Source organism: Companilactobacillus mishanensis (assembly GCF_003946505.1).
GTDB lineage: Bacteria > Bacillota > Bacilli > Lactobacillales > Lactobacillaceae > Companilactobacillus > Companilactobacillus mishanensis.
Genome location: NZ_RHON01000003.1, coordinates 206,181 through 228,218 on the forward strand (window position 1 = coordinate 206,181; position 22,038 = coordinate 228,218).

19 protein-coding genes are annotated in these 22,038 nt (G+C 38.4%); 10 read left to right on the top strand and 9 right to left on the bottom strand.

Going from position 1 to position 22,038, the window contains the following annotated elements:
* Window positions 1–94: 94 nt before the first annotated feature.
* The 4 genes from EKM63_RS05440 to mmuM all read right to left on the bottom strand — a co-directional run bounded on the left by EKM63_RS05440 (window position 95) and on the right by mmuM (window position 3,999).
* On the bottom strand, window positions 95–577 hold the full coding sequence (locus EKM63_RS05440) for a winged helix-turn-helix domain-containing protein (RefSeq protein WP_125704513.1): 483 nt from the start codon (window positions 575–577) through the stop codon (window positions 95–97).
* A 76-nt stretch (window positions 578–653) separates the two neighbouring features.
* A complete protein-coding gene (locus tag EKM63_RS05445; protein WP_125704514.1) occupies window positions 654–1,538 on the bottom strand; it encodes an alpha/beta fold hydrolase in 885 nt (294 codons plus the stop codon).
* A gap of 23 nt (window positions 1,539–1,561) precedes the next feature.
* Window positions 1,562–2,890 carry a replication-associated recombination protein A gene (locus tag EKM63_RS05450; RefSeq protein WP_125704516.1) on the bottom strand — a complete coding sequence of 443 codons (1,329 nt, stop codon included), beginning with the start codon at window positions 2,888–2,890 and terminating at the stop codon, window positions 1,562–1,564.
* Window positions 2,891–3,048: 158 nt separating this feature from the next.
* A complete protein-coding gene (gene mmuM, locus EKM63_RS05455) occupies window positions 3,049–3,999 on the bottom strand; it encodes a homocysteine S-methyltransferase (RefSeq protein WP_125704518.1) in 951 nt (316 codons plus the stop codon).
* Window positions 4,000–4,122: 123 nt separating this feature from the next.
* On the opposite strand from mmuM, the gene EKM63_RS05460 reads away from it, so the two are divergent.
* The 3 genes from EKM63_RS05460 to EKM63_RS05470 are packed head-to-tail and all read left to right on the top strand — an operon-like array spanning window position 4,123 to window position 6,856.
* A complete protein-coding gene (locus tag EKM63_RS05460; protein WP_164504911.1) occupies window positions 4,123–5,526 on the top strand; it encodes an amino acid permease in 1,404 nt (467 codons plus the stop codon).
* A 54-nt stretch (window positions 5,527–5,580) separates the two neighbouring features.
* Complete coding sequence (locus tag EKM63_RS05465; RefSeq protein WP_125704520.1) at window positions 5,581–5,862, top strand: putative quinol monooxygenase; 282 nt, start codon at window positions 5,581–5,583, stop codon at window positions 5,860–5,862.
* Between the two features lie 58 nt (window positions 5,863–5,920).
* Window positions 5,921–6,856 carry a DMT family transporter gene (locus tag EKM63_RS05470; protein WP_125704522.1) on the top strand — a complete coding sequence of 312 codons (936 nt, stop codon included), beginning with the start codon at window positions 5,921–5,923 and terminating at the stop codon, window positions 6,854–6,856.
* Between the two features lie 411 nt (window positions 6,857–7,267).
* Here EKM63_RS05470 and mnmG read toward each other — a convergent pair whose 3' ends face one another.
* The 5 genes from mnmG to rpmH form a co-directional block, all read right to left on the bottom strand.
* Entirely contained in the window at window positions 7,268–9,169 is a 1,902-nt protein-coding gene (gene mnmG / locus EKM63_RS05475; RefSeq protein WP_125704524.1) for a tRNA uridine-5-carboxymethylaminomethyl(34) synthesis enzyme MnmG, read from the bottom strand.
* Window positions 9,170–9,181: 12 nt separating this feature from the next.
* Window positions 9,182–10,570 (bottom strand): tRNA uridine-5-carboxymethylaminomethyl(34) synthesis GTPase MnmE, encoded by a 1,389-nt coding sequence (mnmE, locus tag EKM63_RS05480; RefSeq protein WP_125704526.1) that lies wholly within the window; start codon window positions 10,568–10,570, stop codon window positions 9,182–9,184.
* Between the two features lie 136 nt (window positions 10,571–10,706).
* Window positions 10,707–11,549 carry a YidC/Oxa1 family membrane protein insertase gene (locus tag EKM63_RS05485; RefSeq protein ID WP_377768687.1) on the bottom strand — a complete coding sequence of 281 codons (843 nt, stop codon included), beginning with the start codon at window positions 11,547–11,549 and terminating at the stop codon, window positions 10,707–10,709.
* 23 nt (window positions 11,550–11,572) lie between these two features.
* Window positions 11,573–11,920 carry a ribonuclease P protein component gene (rnpA, locus tag EKM63_RS05490; protein WP_125704530.1) on the bottom strand — a complete coding sequence of 116 codons (348 nt, stop codon included), beginning with the start codon at window positions 11,918–11,920 and terminating at the stop codon, window positions 11,573–11,575.
* Window positions 11,921–11,985: 65 nt separating this feature from the next.
* Window positions 11,986–12,126 carry a 50S ribosomal protein L34 gene (gene rpmH, locus EKM63_RS05495; protein ID WP_010625561.1) on the bottom strand — a complete coding sequence of 47 codons (141 nt, stop codon included), beginning with the start codon at window positions 12,124–12,126 and terminating at the stop codon, window positions 11,986–11,988.
* A 519-nt stretch (window positions 12,127–12,645) separates the two neighbouring features.
* Here rpmH and dnaA point away from each other — a divergent pair.
* The 7 genes from dnaA (at window position 12,646) to rpsF (ending at window position 21,972) form a co-directional block, all read left to right on the top strand.
* On the top strand, window positions 12,646–13,992 hold the full coding sequence (gene dnaA / locus EKM63_RS05500; RefSeq protein ID WP_125704580.1) for a chromosomal replication initiator protein DnaA: 1,347 nt from the start codon (window positions 12,646–12,648) through the stop codon (window positions 13,990–13,992).
* 161 nt (window positions 13,993–14,153) lie between these two features.
* The gene (gene dnaN, locus EKM63_RS05505; RefSeq protein WP_125704532.1) at window positions 14,154–15,290 is read left to right on the top strand and encodes a DNA polymerase III subunit beta; all 1,137 of its coding nucleotides are present in this window, start codon (window positions 14,154–14,156) and stop codon (window positions 15,288–15,290) included.
* A 242-nt stretch (window positions 15,291–15,532) separates the two neighbouring features.
* On the top strand, window positions 15,533–15,742 hold the full coding sequence (yaaA, locus tag EKM63_RS05510; RefSeq protein ID WP_125704534.1) for a S4 domain-containing protein YaaA: 210 nt from the start codon (window positions 15,533–15,535) through the stop codon (window positions 15,740–15,742).
* 6 nt (window positions 15,743–15,748) lie between these two features.
* Window positions 15,749–16,870: a DNA replication/repair protein RecF gene (gene recF, locus EKM63_RS05515; RefSeq protein WP_125704536.1), complete on the top strand. Its 1,122-nt coding sequence runs from the start codon at window positions 15,749–15,751 to the stop codon at window positions 16,868–16,870.
* Window positions 16,870–18,822: a DNA topoisomerase (ATP-hydrolyzing) subunit B gene (gyrB, locus tag EKM63_RS05520; protein WP_125704538.1), complete on the top strand. Its 1,953-nt coding sequence runs from the start codon at window positions 16,870–16,872 to the stop codon at window positions 18,820–18,822. The genes recF and gyrB overlap by 1 nt, the downstream gene beginning before the upstream one ends.
* 19 nt (window positions 18,823–18,841) lie before the next feature.
* Entirely contained in the window at window positions 18,842–21,457 is a 2,616-nt protein-coding gene (gyrA, locus tag EKM63_RS05525) for a DNA gyrase subunit A (protein WP_125704540.1), read from the top strand.
* Window positions 21,458–21,672: 215 nt separating this feature from the next.
* Entirely contained in the window at window positions 21,673–21,972 is a 300-nt protein-coding gene (gene rpsF / locus EKM63_RS05530; RefSeq protein WP_125704542.1) for a 30S ribosomal protein S6, read from the top strand.
* Window positions 21,973–22,038 lie beyond the last annotated feature (66 nt).

Below are 22,038 nucleotides of genomic sequence, written 5' to 3' on the forward strand. Positions count from 1 at the left end.
TTTTACATTTTTATGCAATAAAAAAACACATAATTTAAAATTATGTGTTTTTTTAACGTTCCATTACCTTCAAGAGTATCAGCCATCCAATCCATTAATTTTCACGATTTTCATCAAGAAAATCATTGATGATTTTTTCAGAAGAAGCATTTTTTTCTAGAATTTGATAAGATTCTTCGACATTTCGTTTCGTTGGATAGAAACCTTCATAGATATTATTCATGATGGCATCTCTAGTTTTCCAGTAATTTCCTTTTGTACTAAATTGGATTCCCATAATTGTTAAAGTGCTTAAGTCCGTTTCATTAATGAATTTAAGCTCTTCTGTTTTAGGATCTCTTATTTCTTGTTCAAGATGTTCCACTACTTCGTCAATGGAAACATCCGTCGATTTTAAAATTCTAGTGGCAACATCAAATGATGTTTTACCCACGGATTTATATAAAGCATCATTTACCGTACTTCTAGATAATTTGGTATCAGAAACAATTAACGTGAGATTCGGTTTTGTCCCCGTTAAATTTACAATAATTGAATATAATGAATCTGAACTAGGTTTGATATGCTTTTTATCCATTCTGTCGCCTTCCTCAATTCGTTATAATTTCCTACTGTAACTTTATTTGTTATGGCGTACAAAAATAGAATACTTCTTAATTCTTTTTAAACCAATCATCTGCAGCAAGGGCAATATTACGTGGTTGTTCACGCTGAATGAAATGACCACAATCATCCCAATACTGTTGTTCAAAAGTTGACTTGAAGTAATTTTTCATACTGCTGGTCATCTTATAATCGGTACAATAATCTTCTTTTCCAATAATATTCAAAGTTGGAACTGATATATCTTTCGACAGATCCAGTTTTGCTTTCATATCAGCATAATCTTCATCGAAGGGATTGTATCCCCAACGTTGACGATATGTATCCAGCGTGACTTCGGCCCAATCATCATTTTGGAAATAGCTGGTCAATACTTGGGACCTTTGCGCGGTCAGCTGGTAATCCGGACTCCACTGCTTCCACATGAACAGTGCGAACTCGCTCTGACGTTTGCGGACATATTCTCCGCCTTGTGGTGTTGTCATATACCACTGATACCAGTAATCCTTGACCTGTTCCAATGACAATTTATCGAACAATTGCCATCCCTCAGACAAGGCTACTTCAGATTTCACCAACTCAGTTCCATATAAACTGCTCAAAGTCATGGCGGCTAATGCACCCCAACCTTGTCCAATTATATCGACTGGTGCTAGATTTAATCCTTCAATAAATTCTTTGACATCTGAAGCAATCGCAAACGGTCCACCGGTCCTACGAGCATCAGATTGTAAAAATTTAGTATTGCCAAAACCTCTCAATGTTGTAACGTAAGTCCGATATCCTCGATTGTGCAAATGTGGGGTAACTTCATCCCAGGTACGTGGACAATCTGGCCATCCATGGATCAATATTACTGGCTTGCCATCCTCTGGACCAGTAACTTCATATGCCATTTCCAGTTTCTTTGTCTTAACAAATTTTTCTACAACCATCTACTCCACCCCATTTTGAAAAACTAATTTCGATCGTGCTTTTTATGCCAATCTTTAATATATTCCAGACGTTTTTGAAATCTATCTTCGTTCCCCTGCGAAGTTGGATAGTAATATTCATGACCTTCTAAATCAGGAGGCATCGTCTTCATAGAAGTCAATTTGTCGTCGGTATCATGTGCATACTGATAATTCTTTCCATAATCCAAATCTTTCATCAACTTGGTTGGTGCATTACGAATTTGTAGCGGAACTGTCTCATTACCAGTCTTCTTAACATCTTTTTCGGCCAACATTTTAGCAACGTAAACTGAATTAGATTTTGGTGCCATCGACAAATAAATTACTGCTTCAGTTAAATGGACGTCACACTCTGGCATACCGATGAACTGACAGGCTTGGAATACATCGACAGCAATCGACAAGGCGTGAGTATCTGCCACTCCGATATCCTCACTCGCAAATCTTACTAATCTCCGGGCAATATAAATTGGGTCTTCTCCACCCTTCAACATTCTGGTCAACCAATAGACAGCGGCATTTACATCACTATTTCGCATAGATTTATGCAAAGCCGAGATAATATTGTAATGCTCTTCACCTTTTTTATCGTAACGAAGAGATTTCGTATTGATAAGTTGGTTGAGAGTGTCAGGATCCACGTGAACTGCACCAGCTTTTTTATCACCATTCAACACAGCCATTTCTAAAGTATTGAGGGCGATTCTGGCATCCCCGTTGGCAAATTCAGCAATCATCGTGATTGCATCTTCACTGATCTCAACCTTATAATCTGGAAATCCGTTTGGATGCTTCAAAGCATTATGGAGCAATTCAATAATATCGTCAGTCGTCAGCTGGTGTAAGACGAATACCTTACAACGTGAAAGTAACGCAGAGTTGATCTCAAATGATGGGTTTTCCGTAGTTGCACCAATCAGAATGATGCTTCCACGTTCAACAAATGGTAAAAAGGCATCTTGTTGAGCCTTGTTGAATCGATGAATTTCGTCAATAAAGACGACAGTTCTATCGCCCATTTCACGATTCTGTTCTGCTTCTTCCATTATCTGGCGAATTTCTTTGATGCCACTTGTAACAGCACTGAAAGTGACAAATTGTGACTTAGTTTTATGAGCAATAATTCGTGCTAAAGTAGTCTTACCAACCCCTGGAGGGCCCCAAAAAATCATTGAAGATAGTTTATCTTGATCAATTTGTTCTCGTAAAATTTTACCCTTACCAATCAAATGTTTTTGACCGGTGAATTCATCAAAATTTGTGGGTCTCACTCGGTTAGCTAATGGACTACTTTGTAGCGTTTCACTATCAAAAATCGAGCCTTGTTTCAAATTTATGCCTCGCTTTCCATAAAAAAGTCGTAAACATCATGGTATGACTGAATTATGAAATATTGTTTCACATGGAACATCATGTGGGAACATACATTCATTCTACAATATATTGTGTTTGATTGAAAACAGAGGTCACAATGTTGGGGCTTACAAATTTATTTATTAACTATTGCTGCTATTTCAGCAATATCACTAGGAGTTGTTCGACAACATCCCCCGATTAAGTTTGCGCCGGCAGCTAACCATTTTGGAACTAGGTCACTAAATGTGTCCGCTTGAGGATTAGTCTGCCAAGTCTTCGTCTTAGGATCGTAAATATCACCGTTATTTGGATAGACAACGATTGGTTTGTCTGTGACAGCTCTGATATTTTTAACAGTGTCTTCGATGTTTTCAAGAGTCGTACAGTTGACACCGATTGCAGAAATCTGTTGATAGATGTTGAAATATTTCACGGCATCCGTCAAAGAAGTGCCATCACAAAGAGTCTGACTATCCTTGATACTAAAGCACATCCAGGCAGACTGCTTTGGGAATTCATTCTTTAATAACGAAGCCAATGCCTTAGCTTCCTCAAAGTTAGGTTGCGTCTCCATCGCAAACAGGTCGACACCAGCTTTATCCAATAATTGCATTCTTGATCGGTGAAAGTCTTGAAATTCCTTTTTGGTCAACTGATAATCACCACGATATTCACTACCATCAGCCAAATATGCTCCATAAGGTCCGACACTTCCGGCAATCAGTGGAAACTTGGCACGTGTAGATAGTTCGCTATCTGACAATGAAGAAAAGTATTCTGTCCGTGCTTGTTTAGCTACCTCGACTGCTTTAATTATCAGTCCTGCACTTTCCTTTTCGCTAAATCCATTTTTCTCAAATTCTTTAATGTTAGCTTGGTACGTGTTTGTGATTGCAACATCTGCACCAGCCTGAAAATAACTTTTGTGAACAGCCGTTACAGCCTCCGGTTTTTCAATCAACGCCGTTGCTGACCAAAGATCATTATTTGTGTCTATGCCCAGCTTTTCTAGCTCAGTAGCCATGGCACCATCGACAACCAAGGCGGATTTATTTTTTAAATTTTCTGAAATTAAATCTGTCATTTACATCCCTCCGTAGTGTCAAAATCGACTTGTTATTATATATTATAAAGTATACAGTATCTTTTATTAGACTTTTTTAATGATATTCTAATCAATTATTTTTAGCAAGCAGGGGAATCGTGCATGGAAACTGAACAAACAGAACAAGTCGAACATACCAAGCTCAAGAGAAATATGGAATCTCGCCATCTTTTGATGATATCACTCGGAGGAGTCATCGGAACTGGCCTATTTTTGAGTTCTGGCTACACTATCCATCAAGCTGGACCAATTGGTACTATTTTGGCTTATGCCATTGGTGCGGTCGTTGTGTACCTTGTCATGCTCTGTCTCGGTGAGCTATCAGTTGCTATGCCTGAGACAGGTTCATTTCACGTCTACGCCGACAAATACATCGGACCAGGGACAGGTTTTACCGTTGCCATACTATATTGGCTGACGTGGACAGTCGCCCTGGGCTCGGAATTCACAGCCGCAGGTCTGATCATGCAACAATGGTTCCCTCACTCTCCAACTTGGGTGTGGAGTTTCCTATTTATGGTAGTGATATTTGTTTCCAACGCCTTATCTGTAAAATTTTTCGCCGAAACAGAATTCTGGTTCTCTAGTATCAAAGTTATCGCCATCATTATTTTTATCGTTCTCGGTGGCTTAGCGATATTCGGAGTTTTACCTATTAAAGGGTATTCACATGCACCGATGTTCCATAATCTCTTCAAAGACGGCATCTTCCCGAACGGATTCAAGGCTGTTTTTACAACAATGTTGACCGTTAACTTTGCCTTTTCAGGGACCGAACTAATTGGTATCACTGCTGGAGAAACCAAGGATCCCGGTAAAAATATCCCTCGTGCGATCCATACTACTTTGCTAAGACTAGTCATTTTCTTTATCGGAAGTATCGTCGTTATGGCAGCCTTGATACCATGGCAAAAAGCCGGCGTGAATCAGAGTCCCTTCGTGCTAGTTTTCAAAAGTATCGGACTCCCCTTTGCTGGTGATCTGATGAATTTCGTCGTCCTGACTGCCATTTTATCTGCAGCTAATTCTGGATTGTATGCCTCAACTAGAATGTTATGGTCGCTAGCTCATGAAAATATGATCCCAATGAAATATGCAAAAACCAACTCCCGCGGTGTTCCCATGATTGCCCTATGCTTGAGTATGTTAGGTGGCGTCCTAGCCCTAGTATCCAGCGTCGTGGCAGCGTCCACAGTCTATTTAGTCCTAGTATCCATCTCAGGACTAGCAGTCGTTATCGTCTGGATGGCGATTGCATTATCCGAAATCAATTTCCGCAAGAGTTACCTAAAATCAGGTAATAAATTAGCAGATTTAAAGTTTAAAACACCTTGGTATCCCGTGGTACCTTGGGCAGCATTCATCATGAGTTTTCTATCATGCGTATTGATAATCTTCGATCCAAATCAACGCACTGCCTTGTTCTATATGATTCCATTCATCGCCATTTGTTACGGCGTTTATTATGGAAAATCATATTTGAAGAAACGTCGAAATGCTGCTTAGAATTCTCCTATGAAAGCGGTATACTTAAGGCAAATGTGCTAAGGAGAGATAGATATGAAAATTATCAACGTTAGTCTTAAAGTAAAACCTGGTAAAGAAACAGCATACGAAGAATTTGTTTCAAAACTAGTCGAAGGCTCAAGTAATGAAGCAGGCAACATTTCATACGGACATTATAAGAAACTCGGCACTGAAGACGAGTACGAAATCATTGAACATTGGAAAGATGCAGCAGCAGTTGAGTCTCATAACGCTACACCACATTTTCAAAATTTTGCCAAAAATATCGGAGAATATGTAACGGAAGATCCCGACATTATCAGAATGGATCATTAATTCCTAACCTCGAATATTTCGAGGTTTTTTTGTGACTAAGTAGCAAGGAGAAAACGTAATGTTAGCAATCATAGTAGGTCTAGTGATCGGAATTGGCTTACCAATGCAAACAAGCATCAACTCAAGACTCAAAGAGTCCGTTGGATCGCCATTTCTAGCATCACTGACATCATTTACCTTAGGAACAATTTTTCTAGCAATAATAACCCTGATCATCGACCATTCACTATTTTTCTCAAGCTCACTATTCCAGACCCAACCAGCGTGGATATGGCTAGGAGGCTTTCTGGGAGTAGTTTACCTGACAGCGAACATCTTACTATTTCCAAAGCTAGGAAGCGTCCAGACAGTTATCATGCCAATTTTGGGACAAATAATCATGGGATTGATCATCGATAACTTTGGACTGTTTTCATCAATGACCAAACAATTAACAATCACAAGAGGATTCGGAGCAATCCTAGTATTGTTAGGGGTAGTTTGCATAGTAGCGATGGATAGCATAATAGGGCAGATGCATGGAAAAATCTCAGACGTACCAAAGGAAAAAAATCTCAATCTGTGGCGACTATTAGGAGTAATAGCAGGAATGTTCAGTGCCATGCAGACCGCAATCAATGGACATCTAAGCACAGTATTGAAATCAACAGTCAAAGCAGCATTCATCTCGTTTCTAGTAGGAGCAATAGTCCTGATAACAATCGTCCTAATTCAACATCCACAACTAAAAATCAAGAAAGCAGAAAACGGCAATCCTTGGTGGATGTGGATCGGTGGATTGATCGGAGCGTTATACGTATTAGGAAACGTCTACCTAGTCCCACAAGTAGGAACAGGATTAGCAGTGGTTATAGTATTAGTAGGACTAATGGCCGGCAGCCTATTGATCGACCAGTTCGGACTACTACAATCACAAAGAAACCCAATAACACCAATCAAAATCATTGGAATATTAATCATGGTAGCCGGTGTGGCATTGATTCGTTTATTTTAAATAAACAAAAAAGAGTCCATAAGGACTCTTTTTTTTATACCGTTATGAAACATAAATATTTTCAAAGTGAACCGTTACAAGCAAATAAAAAATATTTGGCCGAAAAAAAGCCCCCGACCAAAATTGGAAGGGAGCAGAATATATTATTTAAATCTAGATGGAGGAAGGAAATAAATTTTGGCTCAGTGGTCACATTTTACTTACCCGAGGAACTCGGGTTAGTAAAAGAGCCAGTTTGAAGACCTTCCCGAACTTGGAAGGGCTCCAAATGGGTCGACGGCGTTCCCTTCCTCAATCGTTGGTTGGCGTAGCCAACACTTGAAATGGTTGCGCATGCGCCAAAGGCGACATACGTTCATTGAAAAAATCAATTTCCTTCCGCAATCGGAAGTGAACAGCCAACAAAAAAATCTATTCAGCTATCTTAGCAATGCGACCTTGTTCTATGTAAACACTGAGAATACCGATATCAGCTGGATTAACACCACTAATACGACTAGCCTGAGCAATAGTCTCAGGATTGATCTTGCTCAACTTCTGAACAGCTTCAGTAGCCAAGCCATTGACCTTAGTATAATCAAGCCTTTCAGGGATCTTCTTAGATTCCATTTTCTTAAGACGATCGATCTTCATTTGTTCTTTCTTGATATAGCCAGCGTACTTGATGTCGATCTCAACTTGTTCCTTAACACGACGGTCAACTTCAGCACCGCCTTCACCAATCATATCAACGATATCTTCGTAATGCACTTCTGGTCTTCTCAATAGATGATCAGCCAAAATACCATCTTTCAATGACTTCAATCCATGTTCTTTCATGAAGGGTTCTGCCATCTTAGGCGTGATCATTTTTCTTGATAGGCGTTTCAATTCTAGTGCAACGGCGTTCCATTTATCTTGAAATTTCTTGTAACGGTCATCACTGATTAGTCCTAATGTATAACCTTTATCAGTTAATCTTTCGTCAGCGTTGTCATGACGCAAGATCAAACGATATTCAGCACGACTTGTTAGCAATCTATAAGGTTCGTTAGTTCCCTTTGTGACCAAATCATCAATCATAACGCCGATATAAGCTTCGTCTCTTCTTAAAATAAATGGATCTTTATTTTGAGCACGAAGAGCAGCGTTGATACCTGCCATGATTCCTTGTCCGGCAGCTTCTTCATATCCTGAAGTTCCGTTCATTTGACCAGCAGTAAATAGATTTTTAACTACTTTTGTTTCCATATTTAGTTTCAATTGCCATGGTTCAACAACATCATATTCGATGGCATATCCCGGACGCATCAATTGTGCATGTTCCAATCCAGCAACAGAATGAACCATCTTCAATTGAATTTCTTCAGGCATTGAAGTCGAGAAATCACCTACATAATATTCTTGAGTATCGCGACCTTCTGGCTCAAGGAAAATTTGGTGACGAGGCTTGTCAGCGAATCTGACAACTTTATCTTCGATAGAAGGACAATATCTTGGTCCAACACCTTCGATAACACCTGAAAACATTGGTGCACGGTCGAGATTATCACGAATTATCTTGTGAGTAGTTCCATTTGTATATGTCATCCAGCAAGAAATCTGATCTTTCAAGTAAACAGAATCTGGAGTTTCAAATGAAAAATGATTTGGTTCCTTATCACCAGGTTGTTCCTCAGTAACAGAAAAGTCGATCGTATTCTTATTAACACGAGGAGGTGTACCTGTCTTGAAACGGCTCAACTTGAAACCATGTTTTTCCAAATCTTCTGACAACTTGATTGAAGGAATACTGTTATTAGGGCCTGACGAGTACATAAGCTCACCAATGATGATTTTCCCACGAGATGCAGTTCCAGCGGTTAGAACGACTGTCTTGGCATGATAACGGGCACCTGTTCCTGTAACTACACCTTTACAAACACCATCTTCAACGATCAATTTCTCAACGATTCCTTGACGCAAAGTTAGGTTAGGCTCTTGTTCAAGAGTGTCCTTCATTACACGATGGTACATATTTTTGTCAGCTTGGGCACGTAATGCTCTAACGGCAGGTCCTTTACCAGTATTCAACATACGCATTTGGATGTATGTCTTATCGATATTTTTACCCATTTGACCACCAAGGGCGTCGACTTCACGGACAACGATACCTTTAGCTGGTCCACCAACTGATGGATTACATGGCATAAATGCGACCATGTCCAAATTGATAGTTACCAAGAGAGTTTTTTCACCCATACGGGCAGCGGCGAGTGCAGCTTCGGAACCAGCGTGGCCAGCTCCAACAACTACAACGTCATATGTTTCTGAATCAAATTCTTTAACTTCCATGTAATTTTTCACCTATTTTCCTAAACAGAATTGTGAGAATAATTGTGTTATCAGTTCATCAGGGTAGCTTTCACCAGTAATTTCACCTAGAGTATCCCAGCAAGCAGTCATGTCGATCTGCACTAGATCAACTGGCATCCCTGACTCGATTCCTGAAATAACGTCTTCAAGACTCTGCTTAGCTTGGCGCAAAAGTCCAGCTTGGCGGGCACTTGTGATAATAACGTTGCTACTACTGTCTTCAATTCCTGCGTTAAAAATTTTTCCAATTGTTTGTTTGATTTGTTCGATACCATCGTTTTGGATGGCTGATGTTAAGAGAATAATATCGTCATCCTTCAACTGTTTAACATCGAGTGGGTGGATAACTGGTATCAGATCATTCTTGTTAAAAATAATGATCCGACGTTTATCTTGGGTAGCATCCAATAATTGAATGTCGTCTTCTTCGAGTTCACGACTTGCATCCAACACTAGAATAATCAAATCAGCACTACTGATAGCCTGTTTGGAGCGCTCGACACCAATTTTTTCAACTTTATCATTAGTTTCACGCACACCAGCCGTATCGATCAATTTCAGAGGAACACCGTCGATATTGACATACTGCTCGACCACATCACGTGTAGTTCCAGCAACGTCAGTAACGATTGCCTTTTCTTCGTCCAAAAGTCGATTCAATAAGCTTGATTTACCAACGTTTGGCTTTCCGATAATCGCTGTAGCCAGACCATGTTGGAGAATCTCACCACTATCAGCTGTTTTCAAAAGCTCGTCGATTTTAGCACTAACAGTCCGAGCCTTTTCCAATAGCATCTTAGTGGTCATCTGTTCCGTATCGTATTCTGGATAGTCGATATTTACTTCGACTTGAGCCAAAACGTCCAAGATTTCTTGTCGTAGATCACCGATCAGATGAGTCAAATTTCCATCTAATTGGTTAACAGCAACTTGCATAGCCTTATCAGTTTTAGCACGGATAAGATCCATGACAGATTCAGCTTGAGTAAGGTCGATTCGACCATTCAAGAAGGCACGTTTAGTGAATTCTCCAGGCTCCGCCATTCTAGCTCCAGCACCAATTATCAGTTGTAAAACCTTATTGGTAGCGACGATTCCACCGTGAGTATTGACCTCGATGACATCTTCTCTAGTAAAAGTTTTTGGTGCCAGCATGACTGAAACCATTACCTCATCGACTAAATCGCCAGTTTGTGGATCAACGATGTGACCGTAATTGATGGTATGACTAGCAACTTTCGCCAAGTCTTTACCCTTGAAAACTTTTTTGACGATAGACAAAGCTTGATCTCCTGACACACGGACGATGGAAATCCCGCCTTCCCCTGGTGGGGTAGAGATGGCAGCAATCGTATCATATTCTGTTACAGCACTTGGCATAACGATTCCTCCTAATTTTGAGCACAAAAAAAGTGCATAATCCGCCAATTAAAGCGGAAAAGCACTTTGACTACTTTTCAGTATTTGATAATTTCTAGCATATATTAACTAGATTTTTGACAAATGTCAATTGAAATTACTTACGATTCTTATATATACGCTTCTTAGCACGACGTATCTTACGTTGCTTTTCACGTTCTGCTTCTTCTTTTTCACGTTGCTTACGACGATATCTGAACGGATTTTGAAGAGCCAATGTCTGAAGAACTTGGAACAAGTTAGTTACCACCCAATAAAGTGTGATAGCTGATGGGAATGTTAATGCTGGTACGAAGATAAAGATAGGCATGATGTATGTCATCATCTTCGTTGTGGCATTTTGATTTGGTTGAGAAATACTTGAAATATAAGTTGCTAAGAATGTAAATAGGGCAGCAAGTACGGCCATAACATAATATGGATCCGGCTTTCCTAATTGCATCCAAAGGAAGGAACCATTACGTAATTGTTCAGTCTTGTAAATAGCCTGGTACAAAGCAAACATAACAGGCAACTGGACGATCAATGGTAGACATCCCGCGACCGGATTTACTCCGGCTTCTTTATATAACTTTTGAGTTTCCTCACGTAATTTGGCTTGTGTATCAGTATCTTTAGCAGCATATTTTGTTTGCAAAGCCTTCATTTGAGGCTGAATTTCCATTTGCTTGTTCATGCTACGGATCTGGAACCAGTTTAGTGGTAACAGAATGATTCTGATGATAATTGTGAAGAGAACGATAGCCCAACCTGAACTGTGACCGACTAACGAACCTAACCATAAAATGAATCTTGAGAAGTTGTAAAGAACAATATGGTCCCAAAATCCAGTACTGTTGCTCGTGATCGGCTCATTTAGGTTGGAACATCCAGCTAACACCAGAACGACACTGAGTAACAGTGCAACACCTATGTATTTCTTTAAGCTTTTTTTATTCACTTTTACACCCAATATATATTTTTTTATTTTTCTTCTACTATTTTACCTAACTTTAACAAATGTACTATGTTTTTTTTCGTTTCAAACATATCTAAGTTGATTGCTGGCTTTCTTGCAATAATCAAAAAATCCAGTTCATCTGGCAAATTAGGTTTTAATTCTAGTAGAGACTGACGGACATATCGCTTGATACGATTACGACCAACAGCTGTATGTGAAACTTTCTTACCTACGGAAAGACCGACGCGAAAGTGTTTCTGTCCTGCTTTCTCAATTTGATAGAGGACAAAATTACGGTTTGCGACTGATTGGCCCTTAGAGTAGACATATTGATACTCATTTTCTTTTTTAATGCGATAGCTTTTTCTCATATGTCACCAGACTAATCTCTTTTTGTAATAAAAAAAGACCACCAAAAATTAGTGATCCTTCAAAACTAAGCTGATAATACTTTTCTGCCTTTTTTTCTACGTCTTGCAAGAACCTTGCGACCATTACTTGTACTCATTCTTTTCATGAAACCATGGACGCGTTCACGATGACGCTTCTTAGGTTGAAATGTTCTTTTTGTAGTCATCAATAAACCTCCTGAATTAATTTATCACTTCATCAGACAATTGCTCAACTATAATATCATGTTTCCCTAATAATTTAAACAGTTAATTTTCCTATTAGGTGGGGTTTTTGCACAAAACTGCTTGTGGAAAATCTGTGGACTAAATTCATAACTAAAGTTATTAACAAGATAACAAACAGCTTTATACTCCGAATATTTTTACTGTGGATTAGTTATCCACAGGTTTTGGATTTCGGTTTATAAGTTCTCTCAATCCCAGTAGTAAAGGACTTTATCTTGTGTGTAATTGTGGATAAGTGTGTTAACAAGTCAAATTTTTAAACTAATTCCACAGTTTCTTTACGATTCCTTTAACAACTTGTTAAGTAAATATAAATTAAACATCTGTTCTGTGGAAAACTATTTTATTGAATGATAAACTATATTTTGTCATTTTAGGGGAAAACTTATCCACAATTCATATATAGCAAGATTGGAGGGGACTTTTTGCAAAATCCAAATAACTCATCTACAAAAGAAATGAACGACTTTTGGACTTATTTTAAAAACAAAATAAAGAAATCACTATCGTCCACAGCGTTCGATACTTGGATCTCAACTGCAAAGCCTCAATATATAGAAGGAAGTAATCTACATATACTCGTTCCTTCTGAACTCCACAAAACATATTGGCAAAAGAAATTCGTCAACGAAATTGTTTTAGATTCATACGAGTTTAACGGTATTGAGCTTAATCCAGTGATCGAAGATCAAGATACTAGAAAACCAGAAACTACTACTGAAGAAGAGAACCAACAAAACGACAATGCTGCTCAAAATAACGACGGCGGAGAAGTTTTTGAAAATTCTCATCTAAATCCTAAGTACACGTTTGATACATTTATCGTCGGTGATGCCAATAATATGGCACATGCAGCCGCAGTCGCTGCAGCGGGGGAACCGGGAGAAATTTATAATCCACTATTTATTTATGGTGGCGTGGGACTTGGTAAGACTCATTTGATGCAGGCAATCGGTCATGAAATGATGAACAACAATCCTCAAGCGCGCGTTAAGTACGTAACGAGTGAAAACTTTACTAATGAACTTATTTACTCTATCCAACACAGCACTCAAAAAGCATTTAGAGAAGAGTATCGTAACGTAGATCTACTATTAATAGATGATATCCAATTTCTTGGAAATAAGGAGAAGACTCAAGAAGAATTCTTCCATACTTTCAACAAATTGCATGAAAACAATAAACAGATTGTTATGACATCTGATAGACTACCCAACGATATCAATAATATAGAAGCTCGTTTAGTTTCTCGATTCAAGTGGGGTCTATCCGTTGATATCACTGCACCTGACCTGGAAACAAGAATCGCAATTTTACGTAATAAGGCTGAAGCTGAAAAACTAGAAATACCTGACGATGCCTTGTCGTACATTGCTCAACAGATCAACACCAATGTCCGTGAACTTGAGGGAGCATTACTTAGAGTACAAGCCTACTCAACAATGAAGAACACCGATATTGATAAATCATTGGCAGCTGATGCTTTGAAAGCCTTGAAACTAGCGAAGTCTAAGAGTGGATTGACCGTCAGCACGATCCAAAGTAAGGTCTGCAAATACTATCACATCACGATAGCTGACCTTAAAGGTAAGAAACGTGTTAAATCCATCGTCTTGCCTCGTCAAATTGCGATGTACCTATCTCGTGAGTTGACTGACAAATCACTTCCACAAATTGGAATGGAGTTCGGCGGTAAGGACCATACTACTGTTATGCATTCATGTGATAAAATAACGGAGTTAGTCGTAAGTGATGAAGAAGTTAAGCAAGCTGTTGAAGAATTAAAAGACGAGTTGAAAAATTAGCCTGTTGAAAACTTTTAATAATTCGTAGAGTTATCCACAATTGTTATCAACAAGATTTTTCTTAGAGCTGAACATCATTGAATCACTTATCCACAGAAATCACAGGTTCTACTACTACTACTTCTATTTATATATTAATTAATTAAAGGGGAAGTCAGACTATGAAATTTACAATCGATCGAACAAAATTCATCAATCAGACAAATAACGTTCAAAGAGCAATATCAAGTAAGACAACAATTCCAATACTTACAGGAATGAAGCTAGACTTAGCTGAAAATGGACTTACTATTACTGGTAGCAATTCAGATATTTCAATAACAGCATTCATTTCTAAAGAGGATGCAGACAATGATCTTACTATTGAAAGTACTGGTTCAATTGTTCTACCAGCTAAGTTCTTTAACGAGATCATTAAGAAGTTACCTGGGGATAATTTTGAATTAGAAGTACTAGATAATAATCAAACTTTGATCAAATCTGGAGTTTCTGAATTTACTATTAATGGATTAGATGCAAATAATTATCCACATTTACCAGAAGTTGAAACTGAAGATCAATTAGTTTTCCCAACTGATCTATTTAAAGAAGTTGTGAATCAAACAGTTATCGCAGTTTCAAATCAAGAGAGTCGTCCAGTTTTGACAGGTGTTAATTTCATCATCAATCCTGATGGCTTAACTTCAGTCGCTACTGATAGTCACAGATTGGCTCAACGTAAAATCAACATCACAAGTGATGAAGAATATAACTTGATCATTCCTGGTAAGAGTTTGACTGAATTGGTAAGAACAATTGATGATTCAGTTAAAGAAATTTCAATGGCTATCTCTGAAAACCAAGTACTATTCAGTTTTGACAACGTCATGTTTTACTCACGTTTATTAGACGGTAGATATCCAGAAACAGACCGTTTGATTCCTGATGACTCAAACACAACTTTGAAATTCGATTCATCAAGTCTTTTATCTTCAGTTGAACGTGCTTCATTGCTTTCACATGAAAGTAGAAACAACGTTATCAAGCTAGAGATCAAAGGTGATGAAAAGAAAGCTACACTCTTTGGTAATTCACCAGAGGTTGGTACTGTTGAAGAAGTTCTTGATTTTGAGGATCTTGAAGGAGACGACCTTGAGATTTCATTTAACCCAGACTATTTGAAAGATGCCTTGCGTTCATTCGGTGGTAGCACTGATATCGAAGTAAGTTTTACTTCAGCATTGCATCCTTTCACTATCAGACCTGTGGAAAACAAAGATAATTTTGTTCAATTAATTACACCAGTTAGAACGTTTTAATCAAAAAAAAGACCAAATCCCGTTTTTCCACGGAATTTGGTCTTTTTTTTGCGTACTTTAAAATATGACGGCATTATTTTTTGTTCTGCGTGTTTTTTGTATATATTTAATGTCCCACTACTGGAATAGTCAAAAATCGCTCAAATCGTCTGAAAATTGGTTTTCATTTGTTTTTTATGATCAAAACCACTATAATATAACATATGTCATTAATGGATAAATCTAATAAATAGGGTGTTAATATGTCACAAAAAATAGCAATTGATACGGAATTTATAACTGTAGGACAATTTTTGAAAGAAGTCGGGATCATTGGAACTGGCGGACAAGCAAAATGGTATTTACAAGAGAATTCGATCGATGTTAATGGCGAACCTGAGAACCGTCGTGGAAAGAAACTTCACAAGGGCGATACTATCGTTGCTGAAGGTCAGACTTTTGAAATTGAATAGTGTTAGTTGTATATAAAAAGTCTACAGCTCCAGAACTATCGTAATTATGAGGCTTTAGAAGCAGAGTTCTCACCTAACATTAATGTTTTTTTGGGGCAAAATGCTCAGGGTAAGACCAACTTATTAGAGGCTATGTACTTTTTAGCTTTGACCAGAAGCCATCGAACATCCAATGACAAGGATTTAATCAAATGGGGAAGTGATTTTGCACGAATTTCCGGTACGGTCATCAAGGACAATTCCAGTCGACTGAAAATGAACTTGGTTATTAGTAAATCTGGAAAGAAAGCAAAATTGAATAATTTAGAGCAACGCAAACTTTCAAGCTACATTGGTAATTTAAATGTAGTTTTATTTTCGCCAGAGGACTTGTCGATCGTTAAGGGTAATCCTTCGATCAGACGGAAATTTGTCGATATGGAATTTGGTCAGATATCTTCGCAGTATTTGAAGACGGTCAGCCAATTCCGATTAGTTTTGAAACAGCGAAATGCTTATTTAAAGAAATTGCAGCATCATCAAACAAAGGATCTGGTATATCTGGATGTCTTGTCTGATCAACTATCTGCCTATTGTGCCGAGGTTATCATGACAAGATTGACCTTTCTGAAGAGGCTGCAAGTTTTTATTCAAAAGATTCATTCTCGTATCACTGATGATCAGGAAGTATTGCAGCTTCAATATAGTACGTTTTTTGATGCTGAAGGCAAAGATGTCGAGGCACTTTACAACCTATATAAGGATACTTTCAAGAAGAATTATCAAAAAGAAATTCAACGTGGAGTCACTTTATTCGGACCACACCGAGATGATATTAAATTCTTAGTTAATGATAAAAATGTTCAAGATTTTGGCTCACAAGGACAGCAACGGTCTGTTGCGTTGAGTTTGAAATTAGCTGAGGTCGAGTTAATCAAAGAAGAGGTAGGGGATTATCCAATTCTATTATTGGATGATGTTTTGTCTGAGTTAGATCACAAGCGTCAAACACACTTGTTGGCATCTATCGGACAAGGCATTCAAACGTTTATTACCACGACATCATTAGAAGATGTTGATCAAACTTTGATTAAAGATCCTAATGTTTTACAGATTATTGACGGAAAAATCAAACAGGAGGAAATTTAATGGCTGATAACAGCAAAGAAAAAGAATTAGAAGCAAAAGAAGAAAAAGCTGAAGAATATGATGCCAGTCAAATTCAAGTCCTCGAAGGACTTGAAGCTGTTCGTAAGAGACCCGGTATGTATATTGGATCAACTAGTGGACAAGGACTCCACCATCTTGTTTGGGAAATTATCGATAATGGTATTGATGAGGCACTTGCCGGATTCGCTACCAAAATCGATGTAACTGTTGAACCCGACAACTCAATAACTGTTTTTGATGATGGTCGTGGTATTCCGGTCGATATTCAAAAGAAGACTGGTAAACCAGCCCTAGAAACTGTATATACAATTCTCCATGCCGGTGGTAAATTCGGCGGTGGCGGATACAAAGTTTCCGGTGGACTTCACGGTGTTGGTGCTTCTGTAGTTAACGCTTTGAGTAGTTCACTAGAAGTTGTTGTTACCCGTGCCGGTAAGAAATACGGTATCGAGTTTGAAAAAGGTAAAGTTAAGAATCCTATGCATGATGCAGGTACTGCTCCAGAATTCGAGCATGGTACTTTAGTTCATTTTGTTCCGGATCCTGATATTTTTACCGAGACTACTACATATGATGATAAAACCTTAGTTACAAGAATCCGTGAACTAGCTTTCTTGAACAAAGGATTAAAACTTACATTTACTGATAAACGTAAAGATACTGCTGAAAAATTGGTTTTCCACTATGAAGGTGGTATCAAGAGTTACGTTGAATACCTCGACAAGGGTAAGGATGTCTTATTTGACGAACCTATTTACCTTGAAGGTATGCAAAATGATATTACCGTTGAAGTTGCCTTGCAATATATCGACGAATATCACACTAACTTGATGACTTTCGCTAATAACATTCACACCTATGAAGGTGGTACTCACGAAGTCGGATTCAAGACTGCGTTGACACGTGTTATCAATGATTATGCTCACAAGAATAAGCTTATGAAGGAAAATGAAAAACTTTCCGGTGAAGATGTTCGTGAAGGGATGACTGCTGTTGTTTCAGTTAAGCATCCAGATCCACAATTCGAAGGTCAGACTAAGACTAAATTAGGTAACTCTGACGCGAGAACGGCAACTGACCGTTTATTCAGTGAGCACTTCATGAAATTTATGATGGAAAATCCTGGTATTGCCAAGAAAATCATCGAAAAAGGTACTTTGGCAACTAAAGCTAGACTTGCTGCTAAACGTGCTCGTGAAGTTACTAGAAAGCAAAATGGTCTTGAAATCAGTAATTTGCCTGGTAAATTAGCAGATAACTCAAGTAAAGACCCTGCAATTTCAGAATTATTTATCGTCGAGGGTGATTCTGCCGGTGGTTCTGCTAAGACTGGTAGATCTCGTTTAACACAAGCAATCCTACCTATTAGAGGTAAGATTTTGAATGTTGAAAAGGCTTCGATGGATAAGATTTTGGCTAACGAAGAAATCAGAACTTTGTTCACAGCGATGGGAACTGGTTTTGGTGAGGAATTCGATATTGCCAAAGCTCGTTATCACAAAGTTATTATCATGACTGATGCCGATGTCGATGGTGCGCACATTCGTACCCTTCTATTGACACTACTTTATCGATACATGAGACCAATTGTTGATGCAGGATATGTCTACATCGCCAAGCCACCTTTGTATCAAGTACGCCAAGGTAAAATCATGAAATACCTTGATACTGATAAAGAAAAAGACGAATTCATTTCACAATTGCCAGCAAAACCAGAACCAAAGATCCAACGTTACAAGGGTCTTGGTGAAATGGATGCTGACCAATTATGGGAGACAACTATGGATCCTGAAAAGAGAAGACTTGATCGTGTTCAGCTCGATGATGCCATTGAAGCTAACAAGATTTTCTCAATGTTGATGGGTGATAAGGTTGCTCCACGTAGAGAATTTATTGAAGACAACGCTCGTTATGCTGAGGTTGACTATTAAGGGGAGGGGACTAATTTAAATGGACGATAGAAGAATTTCAGACGTTAACTTAACGGAAGTCATGAAGAAATCTTTCGTTGATTACGCTGCCAGTGTTATCGTATCTCGTGCTCTTCCAGATGTACGTGACGGTTTAAAACCAGTTCACCGTCGTATTTTATACGGTATGAATGAACTTGGTGTTACACCTGACAAGCCATATAAGAAGAGTGCGCGTTTCGTTGGGGATATCATGGGTAAGTATCACCCCCATGGTGACTCGGCCATTTATGAATCAATGGTCAGAATGGCGCAGGACTTTAGTTACCGCTATCCATTAGTTGATGGACACGGAAACTTTGGTTCAATCGATGGTGATCCTCCTGCTGCTATGCGTTATACCGAAGCTCGTATGAGTAAGATGGCTGTTGAAATGTTGCGAGACATCAACAAAGATACAGTTGATCTTGTTCCTAACTACGATGGTGAAGAAAAAGAACCAATGGTATTGCCTGCACGTTTTCCTAACCTTTTGGTCAATGGTGCAACTGGTATTGCCGTTGGTATGACAACTAATATTCCATCACATAACTTAAAAGAAGTTATCGATGCTTTACATATTTTGATGAGAAATAAAGAAGCTACCGTTGCTGACTTGATGAAAGCTATCCCGGGACCAGATTTTGCCACGGGTGGTATTATTATGGGTCGCTCTGGTATCAGACGTGCATATGAAACAGGTAAGGGTACAATTATCTTGCGTGCCAAGGTCGATGTTGAAACTAAGAAGAGTGGCGCAGAACAAATTATTGTTACTGAACTACCTTACATGGTCAACAAGGCTACTTTGGTCGAAAGAATTGCTGAACTTGCACGTGATAAGAAGCTTGAAGGTATCACTGACCTAAACGATGAATCTGACCGTGAGGGTATGAGAATTGTTATCGACATACGTCGTGATATGAGTGCTTCTGTTGTATTGAACAACTTATATAAGATGACTCAATTACAAATTTCATATGGTATCAACATGGTTGCTATCGTTGGCAAGACTCCTAAAGTTCTTTCATTGAAAGAAGTTTTAGTTGAGTACTTGAAGCATCAAGAAGTAGTTATTCGTCGTAGAACTGAATATGAATTGAAACGTGCAGAAGCTCGTGCTCACATTCTTGAAGGTTTAAGAATAGCTTTGGATCACATTGATGAAATTATTGCCATCATTCGTGGTTCTCAAACTTCAGCTATCGCAAAACAAACTTTGATGGACCGATTCAAGTTATCTGACAAACAATCACAAGCTATTCTTGATATGCGTTTGGTTCGTTTGACAGGTTTGGAACGTGAAAAAGTTGAGGCAGAATATCAAGATTTAGTAGTGAAAATTGCTGATTACAAAGATATTTTGGCTAACTCTGAGCGTGTTGATAAGATTATTTATGATGAATTACTTGATATTCAAGAGAAATTCGGTGACGCTCGTCGTACTGAAATTCGTGCAAGTGAAATCACAAATATCGAAGACGAAGACTTGATTGAAGAAGAAAATATCCTTATCGTTTTGACACATAATGGATATATCAAACGTCTTTCAGCTGATGAATTTAGAGTTCAAAACCGTGGTGGACGTGGTATTCAAGGTATGGGAGTTCATGATGATGACTTCATCGAACAGATGATTTATACATCTACTCATGACCGTCTATTGTTCTTTACTAATACTGGTAAAGTTTATAGAACTAAAGGTTATGAAGTCCCAGAATACGGACGTACAGCCAAGGGAATTCCAGTTATCAACCTTTTGAATATTGAAAAGGGTGAAAAAATCGAAACTGTTATCAATGTTGATAGGGATGTCGATCGAGATAACTCATTCTTGTTCTTCGTTACTAAGTATGGAACCGTAAAACGTACTCCTGTTAACGATTTTGCTAACATCAGACATTCCGGTTTACGTGCCATCGCCTTGAAGGACCAAGATGAATTGACTAATGTCTTTATGACAGATGGTAGCAAGATCATCTTTATCGGTACTCACCGTGGATATGCCGTAACATTCAGAGAAACAGACGTCCGTCCTATGGGAAGAACAGCTGCTGGTGTTCGTGGTATCAAGTTACGTGAAGAAGATTACGTTGTTGGTTCTTCAATTCTTGAACAAGATCAAGAAGTATTGACGATTTCCGAAAATGGATATGGTAAGAGAACTGCAGCTACTGAATATCCAGTTAAGGGTCGTGGTGGTAAAGGTATCAAGACTGCCAACGTTACTGAAAAGAACGGACCTATTGCTGGTATTGCAGCAGTTGTTGGTGATGAAGACATCATGCTTGTTACAAATACAGGTGTTATGATCCGATTCGACGTTGAGAACGTTTCTCAAACTGGTCGTGCAACACTTGGTGTTAGATTGATCAAGGTTGACGACAAAGCAATTGTTTCGACAATGGCCTTGATTGACCACGAAGATGAGGAAGCAGAAACTGACGATGCTGATAAAGCAAACTCAGATTCAGATGCACCTCAAGCTAGTGATCAAGCAGATGATTCGGAAAGTACTTCAGATGATACTTCTGATAGTACAGATGAAACTGAAAATACAAATTCCGACGATGATGCGCCATCAAATGATGATGACTCAGATAATTCTGAAGAATAAAATTTAATAGTTTTGAAAAAAAATAATCGTTTCTGCGTAATTTATAGTGTATCCAGTTCGGTACACGTCAGGCAGAAACGATTTTTTAATTGAAAAAACAGCTAGAATTCAAGGAGTGTTTATGGTAAACTCATACATTGTGAGTATAAAATGTAGATAATTTATACTCCTTGTCCTTTAGCTAGGACCATTAGACCATAAGGAGGTGCACAGTCATGGCAGAAACACATTACGAAATTACTTATATCATTAAGCCAGATATCGAAGAAGAGGCTAAGAAGACTCTTATTGATCGTTACGACAAGATCATCAACGATAATGGTGCTAAAGTAATTGATTCCAAAGACTGGGAAAAGAAACGCTTAGCATACGAAATTGCTAACTACAAAGAAGGTATCTATCATATTATTAACTTAGATGCCTCAGATGACGTAGCATTAAGCGAATTTGATCGTCTTGCAAAAATCGACGACAACATTCTTCGTCATATGACAGTTAAACGCGACGACAAATAATTTGTTTCACGTGAAACAATTTTTCAAAAGAGTGAAACACAATAACCTTGTGTGGAACTTATTAAA